Here is a 15,501-nt window from a genome sequence, read left to right as displayed (position 1 = left end):
GCTCTGAGCATTGCGCTCAGTCATAAGCGCTGACGTAGATCTTTCGCACGGTCTCGATCGTGCGCCAGACGCCGACAAAGCCCGGTTTCATCACGAAGCTGTCGCCGCCGCGGTAAGTCCTGGTCTCACCACCCTTTTCCTCAATTTCGATGAGACCCGAGATGATGTGGCAGAACTCGTAAGTGGTGCCTTTGATGGAATGGGTCTCGCCGGGCGTTGCTTCCCAGACGCCGGTCAGCACCTTCTCGGCTTTGGAGGCGTCCTGCGCCCAGGTCTTGAAGGATGGATTGCCCGAAATGAGTCGTTCCGGAGCAGGCAAGGTGTTCTTTGGTGCGAAGTCCGGATTGGTATCGATAGTAATCAGAAGTGACATGGCATTATCCCTGGTTAATAGCCGAGTGTTCGATCAACAAGCCCGATCGGATTTTTTCCCGCGCGGTGGCGCCTGATGTTTTCTACGACGGATTGTGCCGCCGTATGCGGTTGCGTCACGGATGCGATGTGCGGCGTTATCATGACCTTCGGATGTGCCCAGAGCGCATGGCCTTCCGGCAGCGGCTCGGGGTCAGTGACATCGAGCATAGCTGCTGCAAGGCGGCCGCCGTCGAGCGCCTCGATGAGTGCGGCCTGATCGAGCTGCGGGCCGCGGCCGACATGCAGCAGTCGCGCTCCCATCGGCAAAAGCGAGAAGAGTTTTGCGTTCAGGAGGCCGCGGGTTTGCTCCGTCAGGGGCAGAAGACAGACGAGAATATCCGTTCCACTCAGGAAACTGCCCAGCTGATCGTCGCCATGAAAGCAGGTGACGCCCCCGACCACCTTTTTGCTGCGGCTCCATGCGGCAAGGGAAAATCCAAAGGGCTTGAGGCGATCGATTGCCGCTTGCGCCAGCATCCCAACGCCCAGGAAACCCACGCGGCGTTCGGTCGCCTGTGGAGTGACAATATCTTGCCACTCGCCCCTTCTCTGCTGCTCCCGATATGCGAGCATCTCGCGATGGAGCGCCAGCACGCCAAGCACGACGTATTCCTGCATCATGCGTATGATGCCATCCTCGACCATACGCACCAGCATCACATGATCGGGTATGATCTCGGGCACGAACTGGTCGACTCCGGCACCGATCGAAAAGAGCACCTCCAAATTGCGATAACGCGAGACGTCGTCCGGCACGTTCCAGGTCAGCAGATACCGCACCTTTTCCGGGTCGATGCTTTTCCTACCCTGGTAGAATTCCAGATCGGGGAGCTCGCGCGCAAATATCTGGCGGAAAATTGCGCCCCGAGCGGCATCGGAATTGAAAAGAAACCCCATCTAGGGACCCTTCGTGTCACGCGGCGAGATGCTCGATGACTTGTTGGCGCGCAGCGAGCTCGCCGGACATCTACAGCCTAGCGGCAAGCAGAAGCTTTCTCTGCCGAATATCGGTGCGCTATATGCCGAACATTTCGAACACTTGCACCAAAACAGGTGAAACCTGCTGGCTTTCCGTGCAATGCTGCGGCAAACACGTCTGCTGTCGCAACTGGGCAGCAGGTTCATAAAGCACGACAAGCCATAGACGTTGGCATTCCGCGAAGGAATGAACTGAGATGGGACGATCCGTACGCCTGAAGTCCTTCGAATTGGTCGCGCGCGACATTCGAGACGTTGATGTGAAGCTGCTCCACGCGCTCTCGATTGCCGTCGGCTGGCCGCATCGGCCAAAGGACTGGGATTTCCTGCGCCGCGCCGGTCAGGGCATCGTCGCTGTTGACGGCATCGGGCGCGTTTTCGGAAGTGCGATGTGGTTCCCCCACGGACGCGAATTCGCCACCATCGGCCTGGTACTCACATCGCCGCGCACCCAAGCACAAGGTACCGGCCGATGGCTGATGGAACAGGTGTTCGAACGGTGCGAGGATCGGAATCTTGCCCTGAACTCGACCGATGCTGCCTATCATCTTTATCTGTCCCTCGGCTTCACCAAGGAAGCGGTCGTGTATCAGTGGCAGGGAGAGATCGTATCACCCCTTCCACCGACATCAGTTCTGGATGGCGAATTGAGGTCGGCGTCAGCCGAAACTCTCAATGAGATTGCGGCGCTGGATGAGCGCGCGTTCGGCACGAGCCGCCGGGAGCTGCTTGCTCTGCTTTCGGAAGGTGCGTCAATCTGTGTACTGCGCCGCGACGGCAAGACCGTCGGCTACTCCATGAAGCGCGAATTCGGGCGTGGTCACGTGATCGGTCCCATTGTCGCCAGCAATGATTATGACGCGATCCATCTCACGGCCGTGCATCTTAAGGATCTCACCGGCCGTTTCGCCCGCGTCGATACCCGGGAGCAGACGGGCCTGTTTGCTGACTATCTTCAGCAGAGCCGCCTCGCGATCAGCGAGACGGTCACAACCATGTCCAAGGGGCGGCGATTCCTCAACCGAAAGGAAAACGAGCCGTGGGTCTACGGATTGGCCGCTCACGCGTTGAGCTGAGCTGTGAAGCGAATTGTTAGTGGCGCCTGTCCCACGAATATAAATGATAACGACCACTTATTCGGCAACTTCGATTCCGGAGTGTCGGAAAAATTTTCGCGGCGAATTTCGACATTCCGAGCAACAAAACTAAACCGCTGAATGTTGCGACTATTCCCTACGTGGCCGCTCCCTCCCCATTCAAGCTACGGCCCGAAACGGTTTCCGCCCATGCGTTGTTCCGCGATGCCGGCAGCCGCTCAAGTGGCAGAACTCTGGATGCTACCCATGCAGAGGTATTTGATTTCCAGATAGTCCTCGATGCCGTATTTCGAACCCTCACGGCCGTTGCCGCTCTCCTTGACGCCGCCGAACGGTGCAACCTCGGTCGAGATCAGGCCTTCGTTGATACCGACGATGCCGTACTCGAGCGCTTCGGCAACGCGCCAGACCCGTGATATCGCGGCCGTAGAAATAGGCCGCAAGTCCGAACTCGGCATCGTTCGCAAGGCGGATCGCTTCCTCTTCAGTCTTGAAGCGGAATACGGGCGCGACCGGGCCAAAAGTTTCCTCCCGGAAGATCAACATGTCCGGCGTGGCGTCCGCCAATACCGTCGGTTCAAAAAACGTGCGGCCAAGCGCATGGCGCTTCCCACCGATGGCGACGCGCGCTCCCTTGGAAACCGCATCGGAAACATGCTCTTCGACTTTCTCCACGGCGGCGATGTCGATCAGCGGACCAATCGCGACGCCGGGCTCGAACCCGTCACCGATCTTGAACGCACTAACCGCCTCAGCCAGACGCGAGACAAACAAATCGTAAATCTTGTCCTGCGCAAGGAAGCGATTGACGCAAACACAGGTCTGGCCGGCATTGCGGTATTTCGAAGCCATCGCGCCCTTGACCGCGGCATCGATGTCCGCATCGTCGAAGACGATGAACGGCGCGTTGCCGCCGAGCTCCATCGATGTCCGCTTCACCGTCGACGCGCTCTGCGCCATCAGCTTCTTGCCGATTTCGGTCGAACCCGTGAATGTCACCTTGCGTACGATCGGATTGGAGGTCATTTCGCCGCCGATCGCCGACGCCGAACCCGTGATGACGGACAGCACACCTTGAGGGACGCCTGCCCGCTCCGCCAGCAGCGCAAGCGCCAGCGCGGACAGTGGTGTCTGGCTTGCCGGCTTGACGACCATGGTGCAACCCGCCGCCAGGGCCGGGCCCGCCTTGCGCGTGATCATCGCGGCCGGAAAATTCCACGGGGTGATTGCGACACAAACGCCGATCGGCTGCTTTAGCACGATGATGCGTCGGTCGGCCGTGAACCCCGGGATCGTATCGCCATAGACGCGTTTTGCTTCCTCGCCGAACCACTCGACGAAGCTTGCGGCATAGGCGATCTCGCCCTTGGCTTCAGCGAGCGGCTTGCCCTGCTCCGCCGTCATGATCGCACCGAGATCGTCCTGGTTCGCCATCATCAGATCGAACCAGCGTCGCAGGATCACGGCGCGCTCTTTCGCGGTACGGGCTCGCCACGCCGGTAGCGCAGCGTTGGCGAATTCGATCGCCCGCCGGGTCTCGGCCATCCCCATGTTGGGGACATGTCCGACCACGGCGCCGGTCGAGGGATTATCGACCGTGATGGTGGCGCCGTTATCGGCGGCTACCCACGCACCTGCCACCGGACAGGCATCGCGCAACAGGGTCGGATCTTTGAGCGTGAGTTTCGAAGCCATGATGAAGACAGCCAGGTTGGAATTAACACGTTATGATGCAGTTCGGCATGAAGCATTCAGCGCTAAGTGGAGTCGTGGCCGCTCAGAAACTGCGTCACGACCTCGATCTGTTCGTCAGCGATCAGGGCCGGCGCATGCCCGCAGTCCGCGACGGTGTGAACGCGGACATTGCGATTGCGCCGCATCATGTCCATGAGGACGCCTTCGGAAAGCAAATCCGATTGCTGCCCGCGTATGACCAGAATGGGGGCATCGATCGCATCCCAGTATTTCCAGAGATCGACGCTGTAGTGCCAAGGGTTTCGAAAGGCCTGAGCGATGTTCGCATCGCACAGCGGCTTGAAGCAGCGCCCCTCCACGCTCCAGGCCACGCTATGCGTTGTCAGATGCCGCCAGTGCACATCCTCCAATCGCCCGAAAGGCGCCAGAACCCGCCGGTAGTAGCCTTCGGCCTGTTCGATCGTCTCAAACGATTTGGGCGCCTCGTTGAGATTGGCACCGAGACGAAGCAATCCGGTCCAGGGCAGATAGGGTCCGATATCGTTGATGACGATGCGACGGATCGGACTGCCCGGAAGGGCGGCCAGCACCATCCCGATCAAGCCGCCAAGCGACGTTCCAACCCAATCGATCTCCGTTGCACCAAGAGCTGCCATCAACACGGTCATGTCGCTGCAATATTGCGGCAAGGCATAGTCGCTGCTGTCGTGCAGCCGTTCGCTTTGTCCGCGGCCCGGCAAGTCCGGGCAGACGACCTGCCGCCCTGCCATTGCGAGAACTGCGGCGAGGTGATCGAAGTCGCGGCCGTTTCTGGTCAAGCCATGGACGCAGAGCACCGGCCGCACCGCGGGCGCGGGCCCCCAATCCGTGAATGCGATACGATGGAAGCTGCGCCGGGTCAGCCCGCGCACCGATCCGGTGCGGTCGGGCGCCCTCTGCCGTCCTTCAGGCCAGTCCGCGGGGCGCAACTCGGTGGATTTCAGCCCCATCGGTCTATTCGACAAACCGGTGGGCGTCGGCCGAGGTTTCGAAGATATGCGGCGCGACGTCGCGGCGGGCCAGCGCGTCGCCGAGCTTCAGGCGCATGAATGCGCTGGTGGTGTAGCGCGAAGCATGATCGTAGCAGGTCCGCTCGACCTCGGCGGCCATTGAAAACCATTTCTCCGTCATGTCGGGAGCGATGTAAGACGAATCGTAGTTGACGACTGCGGAAAACCGGCGTCCGACACGATGGAAGAGTTCGAGGATCGACGCCCGGATTACCTCGACGTCGGCATCTCTATGGACCCGATAGCCGTCAAGTCCGAGAAAAAGCGTGTTGCGATCGGCATCGTACGACAGCCGCTCCGCCAGCGGCCGATTGAGCAGCCGGTCGTCGAGCTGCATCAGGGCCTCGCTGAACAGCGAAACATCCATGGATTTCGGTGCGCGAATGATGGGCCGAAAGCCCATGAGCGCGAGAATGTCGCGCTCCATATCGATACCCGGCGCGATCTCGATCAGTTCGAGACCCTCGGGAGTGAGGCGGAACACGCATCGCTCCGTCACATAGAGAACGGGCTGCCTGGTGGTTGCGGCAAGCTGGCCCGAAAACGTGATCTGATCCACCTTGTCGATGAATTTCGAGGACTTGCCTTCGCTGAGGATCTTGAGCTGACCATCCACGACCGACGTCTTGAGCCCACCGGTGGTGAAGGTGCCTGCGAAGATCAGCCGGCGCGCATTCTGGGATATGTTGATGAAGCCGCCCGCGCCGGCCAGGCGGCCATTGAACAGGCTGACGTTGACGTCGCCGTGGCCATTGACCTGAGCCATGCCGAGACAGGCCAGATCGAGCCCGCCGCCGTCGTAGAAATCGAACATCTGGTTCTGGTCGATGATCGATTCTGCATTGATCGAAGCACCGAAATCGAGGCCGCCTTGCGGAATGCCGCCGATGATGCCGGGCTCGGCAGTCAGCGTCACAAAGTCGAACAGCTTTTCTTCGGCGGCAACCGAGGCAACTCCCTCCGGCATGCCGATGCCGAGATTGACCACGCCGCCCATCGGCAATTCCAGGGCGCAGCGGCGCGCAATGATCTTGCGGTTATCCAGCGCCATCGGAACATTGCGATCGGCCGGCGCGCGCAATTCGCCCGAAAATGCTCCGTTGTAACCAGTGGCATAGGTCTGGACATGGTTTTCGGGCTGCGCAACGACGACGCAGTCGATCAAGACGCTCGGAATTTTGACGTGACGCGGATTGAGCGAGCCGGAGGCGGCGATGCGCTCCACCTGCGCGATGACGAACCCCTTGCAGTTCTTGGCAGCCGTTGCCAGCGCCAGATTGTCGAGGGTCAAGGCCTCCTTTTCCATCGAGATATTGCCGTTGTGGTCGGCGGTGGTACCTCTGATGATCGCAACGTTGAGGGGAAATGCCTTGTAGAACAGCCATTGTTCGCCGTCGATTTCGATCATCCGCACTAGCTCTTCGGTGGTGCGCGCATTCAGCTTTCCGCCACCATTGGCCGGATCGACGAAGGTGCCGAGCCCGACCTTGGAGAGTAGCCCGGCCTTGCGCCCCGCAATTTCGCGAAACAGATGCGATACGCATCCGAGCGGCAAGTTATAGGCCTCGACGTGATTGTCGACCGCCATCCGGGCGAGCTTCGGAACCAGGCCGAAATGTCCGCCGACCAGGCGTTTGATCAGGCCGGGATGCGCCAAGCGGTTGAGGCCGCGATCGGCGCCGTCTCCCGGCGCCGCCGCGAACACCAGCGAAAGGTCCCGCGGCTCTCCGGTCTGGACGAAGCGCCGCTCCAGCGCCTTGATGATTTCATCGGGCGTTCCCACGCCGACGAAGCCGGACGAGGCGACGGTGTCACCGGAACGGATGATGGCAACCGCCTCGGCGGCGTCGACGATCTTGTTGCGCATCAGGATTCACTTCCGGGATTGGCGTCGCGGGCGACCAGCCAGTCGGCGATGCTCTGGCTCAGCTTGCCCTGCGATTTGCTGGAGACGAACAGGCCGACATGGCCGCCGGGCAGCGGGATTTCGGTATAATCCGTGCTGCCTATCTTCGCTCCGAGCGCGCGCGAGCAGTCCGGCGGAATGATGTGGTCGTCCAGCGCAAAAACATTCAGCACGGGAGCCGTGATCGACTTCAGATCGACCCGGCGGCCGGACAGCTCAAAGCTGCCCTCCACCAGGCGGTTCTCCTGGTAGAGATCCTTCAGCCACTGCTTCGCCGCTTCGCCGGGATGATGCGGACGGTCCGCGAGCCACTTTTCCATGCGCAGGAAATTCATGAACTTGGCCTCGTCATCGACGATGTCGATGAGATCGACATTGTATTTCGTCAGTGAGCGCATCGGCGTCATCATCGAGAACACCGAGCTCATGAACTCGCCCGGCAGCACGCCGTAAGTATCGACCAGCTTGTCGATGTCATCAGGATCGAGGCTGCGGGTCCAAAGGTTGAGGAAGCCGTGGTGAGCGGCCTTGTCCTTGACATCGGCATGGAAGTCGATCGGAGTGATGGTGATGACGAGATTTTTCACCTTTTCCGGATGCAGAGCGGCGTAGCACGTCGTAAAGACGCCGCCTTCGCAGATGCCGAGCAGCGTGATCTTGTCATGGCCGGTTTCCTGCGCGATGCGGTCGACTGCGGCATCGATGTAGTCATCGACGTAATCATCAATTTTCAGCCATCGCTCTGTTCGGCCCGGCTGGCCCCAGTCGATCAGCCAGAGATCGAGCCCTTTTGAGAGAAGGCTGCGCACCAGCGAGCGGTCAGGCTGTAAATCAGCCATGGTATACCGCCCGATCAGGCCGTAGGCCAAAAGGACGGGCGTCTTCGCCGTCGCTTCTGCCATCGGCTCATAATGGAACAGCTCGACCTTGTCGCGGCGCATCACGAGATGCTTCGGTGTCGTGCCGATGGCGACGTCTTCATCCCGCGTATTGGCGATCAACTGTGTCGCCTTGAACATCTTCTCGGCGTTGGCCGCCATGTCACGGGCGAAGCGCGAGGTTTGGTTCTCCTGATCGCTCATCGTGCGGCTTCGCTCTTCTGGTCGCGGATCTGGCGGGCGAGCGTACGGACTTCTCGGCGGAGTTCGGTCAATTGCTGCGTCACGTCGTCGAAATCCTTGCGGGTCGGCAGCCCCAACATGGCTGACGCGGCCTCAGCGACATCATCCTGCCGGCTCCGTAACTTCAATCCCGCCTGCAGCAGTTCCTTCTGAGCTTGCAAGAAGCCGTCGGTGCGCTGATTCCGGATCAGTTCCTCGTTGGAGATTTCGCTCCATTTGGCGAACGCCTCGCGCCACTCCGGATGCGGGGAGCCATCGCTACCGGTGGCGGACATCGTCTCGTAAAACCGCTTCGACGCTTCATGCCATGGAGCGGCAGCAACCGCATTGTAGCTCGCAAGCCGCTGGCGCATCTCGATCCAGGCCCCAAAGGCCAACGCCATTTTCCGGTCGATGTCCCAGACGTCGGCCAGCCGCGGCCCCTGCGCCATCCGCTCGATCGCCGCCGACAGTTCGTTGCCGTCGCCAAAACCACCCGACTTTTCCGACAGACGCGCCAGCATGAACGGTGCCATCGACCCCGACCACGCCTCGACCATGCGGTTCGAGGATTCGGCCATCGTCTGCCACAGCTTCGCCCATTCGAGGCCGGGATCGGAATCAGCGGAAGCCGATTTGTCGTTCTCGCTCATGCTGCTCACTCTTTGTGCCGCTCAGGCCGCCGCGCGGTTGCCGAACGCCTCGGTGTAGATCGCCAGCGCATCGTCGAAGCTCAATTCCCGCGGATTGTTCACGAGAAGCCGCGTCTGCTTCATCGCATCCTCGGCGAGCTTCTTCAGGTCGCCCCTCGCAATGCCGACATCGGCCAGCGAGGCCGGCACGTTGCAATCCCGGCAGATCGCCGCGATCGCATCGACGAACAGCCGTGCCCGCTGGCTGACGCTCATTCCTTCCGATTTGGGATCGACGATCGGCGCCAGTTCGGCGTAGAGGCCTTCCGCCTCCGGCAAATTGAACCGCAGCACCTGGGTCAGCACCAAGGCATTCGACAGGCCATGCGGCACGTGGAACAGCGCGCCGATCGGATAGGCCAGCGCGTGCACGGCGGCGACCGGGGAATTGGCGAACGCCATGCCGGCCAGCATCGAACCCAGCAGCATTTGCGACCGCGCTTCGAGATTAGATCCGTCCGCACAGACCGTCCGGACATTCGCCGACAGCAGGGCGAGAGCCTGCCGTGCCAACTGGTCCGACATCGGATTCTTCCGGTGCTTGCTGGTATAGGCTTCGATCGCATGGACCATGGCGTCGATGCCGGTCGCCGCGGTGACATGCGCGGGCAGGCCGAGCGTCAGCTCCGGATCAAGGATCGCCCAATCCGGAAGCAGGCGGGGCGCAACGACGCCCTTTTTCTCGGTCGTCGGCGTGGTGACGATCGCAATCGGGGTCACCTCCGAGCCCGTTCCGGCCGTTGTCGGCACCAGCAGCAGCGGAAGGCGTTCGCCCTTGGCAAGGCCGACGCCGTAGATATCTTCGAGGCGATCAGGCGTTTTGGCCAGATAGGCCACCAACTTCGCGGTATCGAGCGCGCTGCCGCCGCCGATTGAGGCAACCAGCTCGATGTCCTTGTCACGACACAGTGCGACCGCTCGCTCGATGATATGCGACGGCGGATCCGCCTCCACATCTTCGAATATCGTCAGTTCGCAGCCGCCGGCAACCAGGCCAGCCTCGGCGTTTCTGGTCAGGCCTGCATTGCGTACGCCCTTATCCGTGACCAGCAGAACACGTTTTGCCCCGTATCCAGCGACCAACTCCGCCAGCTTTTTCGATGCGCCTGCCTCGAACAGGATGTTGGGGGGTGCCTGGAAGGTAAACGCTTTCATCTGACATCACTCCTGATCTGATCGGACGTTACTGCCGCAAGCGCCGCGGCGAGCTGTTCGGTCACGGCGTCAATCGGCTGCAAACCGTCGACGACGTTGAGCAGTCCCTGCGACCGGTAGTATTCCGTGACCGGCGCGGTTTGCTCGCGATAAACGCCGAGCCGGGTCTTGAAGACCTCGGGATTATCGTCGCGGCGCACCGGCTCGCCTCGGCTTGCCGCATCGTCGGCGCGCCCTTTGATGCGGTCGAGCAGCGCATCTTCGTCGACCTCGAGCTCAAGCACCGCATCGAGCTTGATGCCCCGGGTGGCGAGTTCCTGATCGAGCGCTTCGGCCTGCGCGACCGTGCGCGGGAAGCCGTCAAGGATAAAGCCGCTTACCGCATCGGAATGGTCGATACGATTAGCGATCACCGATACCACGACGTCGTCGGGCACAAGTTCACCCCGATCCATGATGTGCTTGACGCGCAATCCCGCAGCCGTGCCTTCCGCAACCGCCTGGCGCAGCATGTCGCCGGTCGACAATTGCGGGATCGCAAATCGAGTGACGATCCTCGTCGCCTGCGTGCCCTTACCTGCGCCTGGCGGCCCCAACAGAACCAGTCTCATATCATTGCCCATATCTCGGTTTCAGCTCTTTGCCCGCGCGATGGCCTCGACGATCAGCCGGCGCGCTTCGGCACTGTCGCCCCATCCGATCACCTTCACCCACTTCCCCGGCTCCAGATCCTTGTAGTGTTCAAAGAAGTGCTGGATCTGCTCGATCGCGATCTGCGGCATGTCGGCGATCCCGTTGACGTGTGCGTAGCGCATCGTCAGTTTCGGCATCGGCACGGCGATGATCTTCTCGTCGCCGCCGCCCTCGTCATCCATCTTGAGCACGCCGATCGGCCGCACATTGATTATGGCGCCAGGAGCGATCGGCCGCGAATTGGCCACGAGCACGTCGATCGGATCCCCATCGTCCGAAAGCGTGTGCGGAACGAAGCCGTAATTTCCGGGATAGCGCATCGGCGTATACAGGAAGCGGTCGACGAACAGCGCGCCCGCCGCCTTGTTCATTTCGTATTTGATCGGTTCACCGCCGATCGGAACCTCGATGATGACATTGACGTCCTCCGGGGGATTGTCGCCGATCGAAATCGCGTCGATATTCATTTCCGCGCCGCCTTTTGGCTATGGCGGTTTTTGATGAGATCATCGACCACCGCCGGATCGGCCAGGGTTGAGGTGTCCCCGAGCGCGCCGACTTCGTCCTCGGCGATTTTGCGCAGAATACGACGCATTATCTTTCCAGAGCGGGTCTTGGGCAGGCCCGGCGCAAACTGAATGACATCGGGTGCGGCGATCGGTCCGATCTCCTTGCGGACCCAGGCCACTAGTTCCTTGCGCAACTCTCCGGAGGGCTCCGCATCCGACATCAAGGTGACGTAGGCGTAGATGCCCTGCCCCTTGATGTCGTGCGGAAAACCGACAACAGCGGCTTCGGAAACCTTCTGATGTGCGACGAGCGCGCTTTCGACTTCGGCTGTCCCCATGCGATGACCGGATACGTTGATGACGTCGTCGACGCGGCCGGTGATCCAGTAGTAGCCGTCGGCGTCGCGCCGGCAGCCATCGCCGGTGAAATACTTGCCCGGATAGGTCGCGAAGTAGGTCTGCATGAAGCGCTCGTGGTCGCCGTAGACCGTGCGCATCTGGCCTGGCCAGGAATCGGCAATGACGAGATTGCCTTCGCATGCGCCGGTCAGCACGGCACCACTTGCGTCCACCACTTCCGGCATCACTCCGAAAAACGGCAGGGTTGCCGAACCGGGCTTCAAAGCCGTCGCGCCGGGAAGCGGCGAGATCAAGATGCCGCCTGTCTCGGTCTGCCACCAGGTATCGACGATCGGACAACGTCCATCGCCGACCACGCGGTGATACCAATCCCACGCTTCCGGATTGATCGGCTCGCCCACCGAGCCGAGCAAGCGCAGCGACGCACGGCTGGTCTGTTTGACCGGCTCTTCCCCCGCACCCATCAACGAACGGATCGCGGTCGGCGCGGTGTAGAAGATGTTGACCTTGTGTTTGTCGACGACCTGCCAAAAGCGCGATGTTGAGGGATAGTTCGGGATCCCCTCGAACATCAGCGTGGTCGCGCCGTTGGCCAGCGGCCCATAGACGATGTAGCTGTGGCCGGTGACCCAGCCGACATCGGCGGTGCACCAGTAGATGTCGCCGTCGTGATAGTCGAACACATACTGGTGCGTCATCGACGCAAAAACGAGATAGCCACCCGTGCTGTGAACGACGCCCTTTGGAGCACCGGTTGAACCCGACGTGTAAAGAAGGAATAGCGGATCCTCCGCGTTCATTTCGACCGGCGCGCAGTCGGCCGAGGCCTTTGCCACCTCGTCCGCGTACCAGACGTCGCGGCCGTCGACCCAGTCGATGCCACCGCCGGTGCGCTTGACCACGATCATCGTCTTCACGATGCCGGCCACCTTCTTCAGCGCATCGTCGGCATTGACCTTCAGCGGTACCTTGCGCCCGCCGCGCAGCCCCTCATCGGCGGTGACCAGGACTTTGGACTGGCAGCCCTCGATACGTCCGGCCAGGGCATCCGGCGAGAACCCGCCGAACACGATGGAATGGACCGCCCCGATTCGCGCGCAGGCGAGCATGGCATAGGCGGCTTCCGGAATCATGGGCAGGTAGATCGTGACGGTGTCGCCTTTCTTCACACCGTGACTTTTCAGGACATTCGCGAAACGACAGACCTGATCGTGCAACTCCGCGTAGGTGATGTGCCTGGATTCGGCGGGATCGTCGCCCTCCCAGATGATCGCGACCTGACCGGCACGCCGGGCAAGATGCCGGTCGATGCAGTTCATCGCCACATTCGTGGTGCCGTCCTCGAACCACTTGATCGAGACCTTGCCGGGCGCAAAGGAGGTATTCTTCACCTTCGTGAACGGCTTGATCCAGTCGATCCGCTTGCCATGCTCCGCCCAGAAAGCATCCGGCGTCGACACCGACGAAGCATACATGCTGCTGTATTTCGCAGCGTCAGCATGAGCCCGCCGTGCCCAGCCGGCCGGCACGTCATGGATCAGCGTATCTGACTTTTCCGTGCCCACCTTGGAGCCTCCCCGACGCACTGCGATGCGATTGTCTTGATCGGATGATGCATCGTCCGCGCTCGGAACGCGTGCAGGCAACATCCTGTGATCAGCGATTTGATTTCGCTCTGAGGCGACCGGCGCTACTTATTCAGGTCAACAGTCGACGGCTGGTTCATTGCACTTGCAAGCTCGCGAAACTGGGCATTCATTTTGTCCATCTGCTCCTTGAGATGGCTTTGATAAACTGCACCCATTTCCTGCGGGTCCTTGGCATGCAACAGCCGTTGCGCAAGCTCGAAGCCCGAAGCCACATTTTCCTCGGCGAACGCGACGGCTCTTTCGTTCATCTCCTTCGCCGCCGAATAGGTTGAGCGAACGCTGGAATCGGCCTTCTCTCTCAACTTCTGGGATTCGGTTATGTATTTCGACACAGCCTCTTTCGCCTTGTCCAGCGTGGTCTGCGCCATTTCCCGCATCTTCTCAGCCTGCTCGTTGATCTGCTCACTCATTGCACTCTCCATTGCCGGCGCTTGCGACCACGCCAATTTCAGCTCAGCTCATCAATCGGCCCTCGCCGACGGCTCACACGGTCGGCTCAATAACCTGCTTCAGCTTCTCGCGAAGTTCATCCACGAGCACGCGGGTATTTTCGCTGTAGTCGATCGGCACGACGACGAGGTGCACACCGCCACCTTTGAAAGCGTTTTCGAGCGTCGGAATCAACGAATCCGTGCTTTCGACCCGCGAGCCTTTCGCGCCGTAGCTCTCGGCGTATTTGACGAAATCCGGATTCCCGAACGTGAGGCCAAAGTCCGGGAAACTATCGACCGCCTGTTTCCAGCGGATCATGCCATAGGCCGAATCTTCCAGGATCAGCACGACGACATTCAATTTAAGGCGAACCGCGGTTTCCATCTCCTGCGAATTCATCATGAAGCCGCCGTCTCCGCAGACCGCGAGCACGCGGCGTTCCGGATGCAGCATCGCCGCCATCATGGCGGATGGCAGCCCGGCGCCCATTGTCGCGAGGGCATTGTCCAGCAGCAGCGTGTTCGCCACATAGGTGCGGTAGTTGCGGGCGAACCAGATCTTGTACATCCCGTTATCCAGCGCGACGACGCCGTCTTCAGGGATGACCTTTCGCACATCGTGCACGATGCGTTGCGGCGTCGGGGGCCAACGGTCCTCGGTCGCGCGATCGCCGATCCGGGCCAGGATACTTTCGCGAAGGCTTAACAGCGCGCCGGCATGATGCAGCCGCCCCTCGAGACGATCGGCCAGCAACTCCAGGCTCGGTCCAACATCGCCGACCACTTCGCACTGCGGAAAGTAGACCCGCTCCACGTTGGCCGGCGTGTAGCTGACGTGGATGACTTGAGGACCTTTCGGGCCCATGATGAAGGGCGGCTTTTCGATGGTGTCGTGACCTATGGCAATAATCAGATCGGCTCGGTCGACCGCTTCATGAACGTAATCGCGCTCGCTGAGTGCAGCCGTCCCCATGTAGAGGTTGCTGCCGCCGGGTACCGTTCCCTTGCCCATTTGTGTGGTGAAGAACGGAATTTTCGTGCGGCGGACGAAGCCGCCGATGCCGGCCGTGCTGCGCGGCCGGGACGCGGCGGCGCCGAGCATGATCAAGGGCCGCTTGGCCTTGAGGATCATGTCGGCAGCGCGATCCAGCGAGGCACGATGGGCGACCGGGATCTCGATCGGATGCGGCGCCACCATCGCGACGTCTTCGGATTCCTCGCCCGCGATGTCCTCGGGCAATTCCAGAAGAACCGGACCCGGACGCTCTTCCATGGCGATCCGGAAGGCATCGCGAACGATTGTCGGAATGCCGCTTGTGCTGACGATCTGGAGCGACAGCTTGGTCAACGGTTTGAAAGCGCTAACCACATCGACGATCTGGAATTTGGCCTGTCGGCTGCTCATGATGCCCTTCTGGCCCGTGAGCATGATCATGGGCATGGCGCCGAGCAGCGCGTAGGCGGCGCCAGTCGTCAGGTTCAATGCGCCAGGGCCAAGCGTGGTGATGCACACGCCGGGCTTGCCGGTCAGCCGTCCATAAGTCGCGGCCATGAAGGCCGCGCCCTGCTCGTGGCGTGTCAGGATCAGCTTGATCGACGAGTTGCGCAAGCTTTCCACGACATCGAGGTTCTCCTCGCCGGGAACGCCGAAAATTCGGTCGACGCCCTCGTTCTCGAGTGCGGCAACCAACAAATCTGATCCCTTGGCCATCAGCGCGTCTCTCCCATTCGAATTCAATGCTCTCCGGACGCCGTCGCAGGCATGACGGGGCC

General features: G+C 61.0%; 13 protein-coding genes and 1 pseudogene. 1 reads left to right on the top strand and 13 read right to left on the bottom strand.

The window, feature by feature from the left end; translation table 11 throughout:
• Positions 1–16: 16 nt before the first annotated feature.
• Together ACIPUD_RS12605 and ACIPUD_RS12600 are read right to left on the bottom strand one after the other, a co-directional pair.
• On the bottom strand, positions 17–373 hold the full coding sequence (locus tag ACIPUD_RS12605) for a cupin domain-containing protein (RefSeq protein WP_018453184.1): 357 nt from the start codon (positions 371–373) through the stop codon (positions 17–19).
• A gap of 14 nt (positions 374–387) precedes the next feature.
• Positions 388–1,311 (bottom strand): 2-hydroxyacid dehydrogenase, encoded by a 924-nt coding sequence (locus tag ACIPUD_RS12600; protein WP_446480766.1) that lies wholly within the window; start codon positions 1,309–1,311, stop codon positions 388–390.
• A gap of 278 nt (positions 1,312–1,589) precedes the next feature.
• On the opposite strand from ACIPUD_RS12600, the gene ACIPUD_RS12595 reads away from it, so the two are divergent.
• Complete coding sequence (locus tag ACIPUD_RS12595; RefSeq protein ID WP_085361110.1) at positions 1,590–2,468, top strand: GNAT family N-acetyltransferase; 879 nt, start codon at positions 1,590–1,592, stop codon at positions 2,466–2,468.
• Between the two features lie 239 nt (positions 2,469–2,707).
• Here ACIPUD_RS12595 and ACIPUD_RS12590 read toward each other — a convergent pair.
• The 11 genes and pseudogenes from ACIPUD_RS12590 to ACIPUD_RS12540 all read right to left on the bottom strand — a co-directional run bounded on the left by ACIPUD_RS12590 (position 2,708) and on the right by ACIPUD_RS12540 (position 15,439).
• Positions 2,708–4,184, bottom strand: a pseudogene (locus ACIPUD_RS12590) (succinate-semialdehyde dehydrogenase).
• Between the two features lie 62 nt (positions 4,185–4,246).
• Entirely contained in the window at positions 4,247–5,173 is a 927-nt protein-coding gene (locus tag ACIPUD_RS12585) for an alpha/beta fold hydrolase (protein WP_446480765.1), read from the bottom strand.
• 4 nt (positions 5,174–5,177) lie between these two features.
• Positions 5,178–7,100, bottom strand: coding sequence for an acyl CoA:acetate/3-ketoacid CoA transferase (locus ACIPUD_RS12580; RefSeq protein ID WP_446480764.1), 1,923 nt, complete (start codon positions 7,098–7,100; stop codon positions 5,178–5,180).
• Entirely contained in the window at positions 7,100–8,221 is a 1,122-nt protein-coding gene (gene phaC / locus ACIPUD_RS12575) for a class III poly(R)-hydroxyalkanoic acid synthase subunit PhaC (protein WP_446480763.1), read from the bottom strand. The genes ACIPUD_RS12580 and phaC overlap by 1 nt, the downstream gene beginning before the upstream one ends.
• Entirely contained in the window at positions 8,218–8,892 is a 675-nt protein-coding gene (locus ACIPUD_RS12570) for a poly(R)-hydroxyalkanoic acid synthase subunit PhaE (protein WP_085350831.1), read from the bottom strand. The genes phaC and ACIPUD_RS12570 overlap by 4 nt, the downstream gene beginning before the upstream one ends.
• A gap of 21 nt (positions 8,893–8,913) precedes the next feature.
• Complete coding sequence (locus tag ACIPUD_RS12565) at positions 8,914–10,086, bottom strand: iron-containing alcohol dehydrogenase (RefSeq protein WP_085350782.1); 1,173 nt, start codon at positions 10,084–10,086, stop codon at positions 8,914–8,916.
• Positions 10,083–10,697, bottom strand: a complete 615-nt coding sequence (locus tag ACIPUD_RS12560) for an adenylate kinase (RefSeq protein ID WP_026232477.1) — start codon at positions 10,695–10,697, stop codon at positions 10,083–10,085. Before ACIPUD_RS12560 ends, ACIPUD_RS12565 begins: the two co-directional genes overlap by 4 nt.
• 21 nt (positions 10,698–10,718) lie before the next feature.
• Entirely contained in the window at positions 10,719–11,246 is a 528-nt protein-coding gene (ppa, locus tag ACIPUD_RS12555; RefSeq protein ID WP_018453173.1) for an inorganic diphosphatase, read from the bottom strand.
• Positions 11,243–13,297, bottom strand: a complete 2,055-nt coding sequence (acs, locus tag ACIPUD_RS12550; protein ID WP_240543312.1) for an acetate--CoA ligase — start codon at positions 13,295–13,297, stop codon at positions 11,243–11,245. The genes ppa and acs overlap by 4 nt, the downstream gene beginning before the upstream one ends.
• A 41-nt stretch (positions 13,298–13,338) precedes the next feature.
• A complete protein-coding gene (locus ACIPUD_RS12545) occupies positions 13,339–13,707 on the bottom strand; it encodes a phasin family protein (RefSeq protein ID WP_446480762.1) in 369 nt (122 codons plus the stop codon).
• Positions 13,708–13,780: 73 nt separating this feature from the next.
• Positions 13,781–15,439, bottom strand: a complete 1,659-nt coding sequence (locus ACIPUD_RS12540) for an acetolactate synthase large subunit (protein WP_446480761.1) — start codon at positions 15,437–15,439, stop codon at positions 13,781–13,783.
• Between the last annotated feature and the right edge of the window lie 62 nt (positions 15,440–15,501).

The sequence above is a fragment of the Bradyrhizobium sp. CAR08 genome (assembly GCF_052871955.1).
The sequence above is the reverse complement of the archived record's forward strand: the minus strand, read 5'-3'. Positions and strand labels throughout refer to the sequence as shown.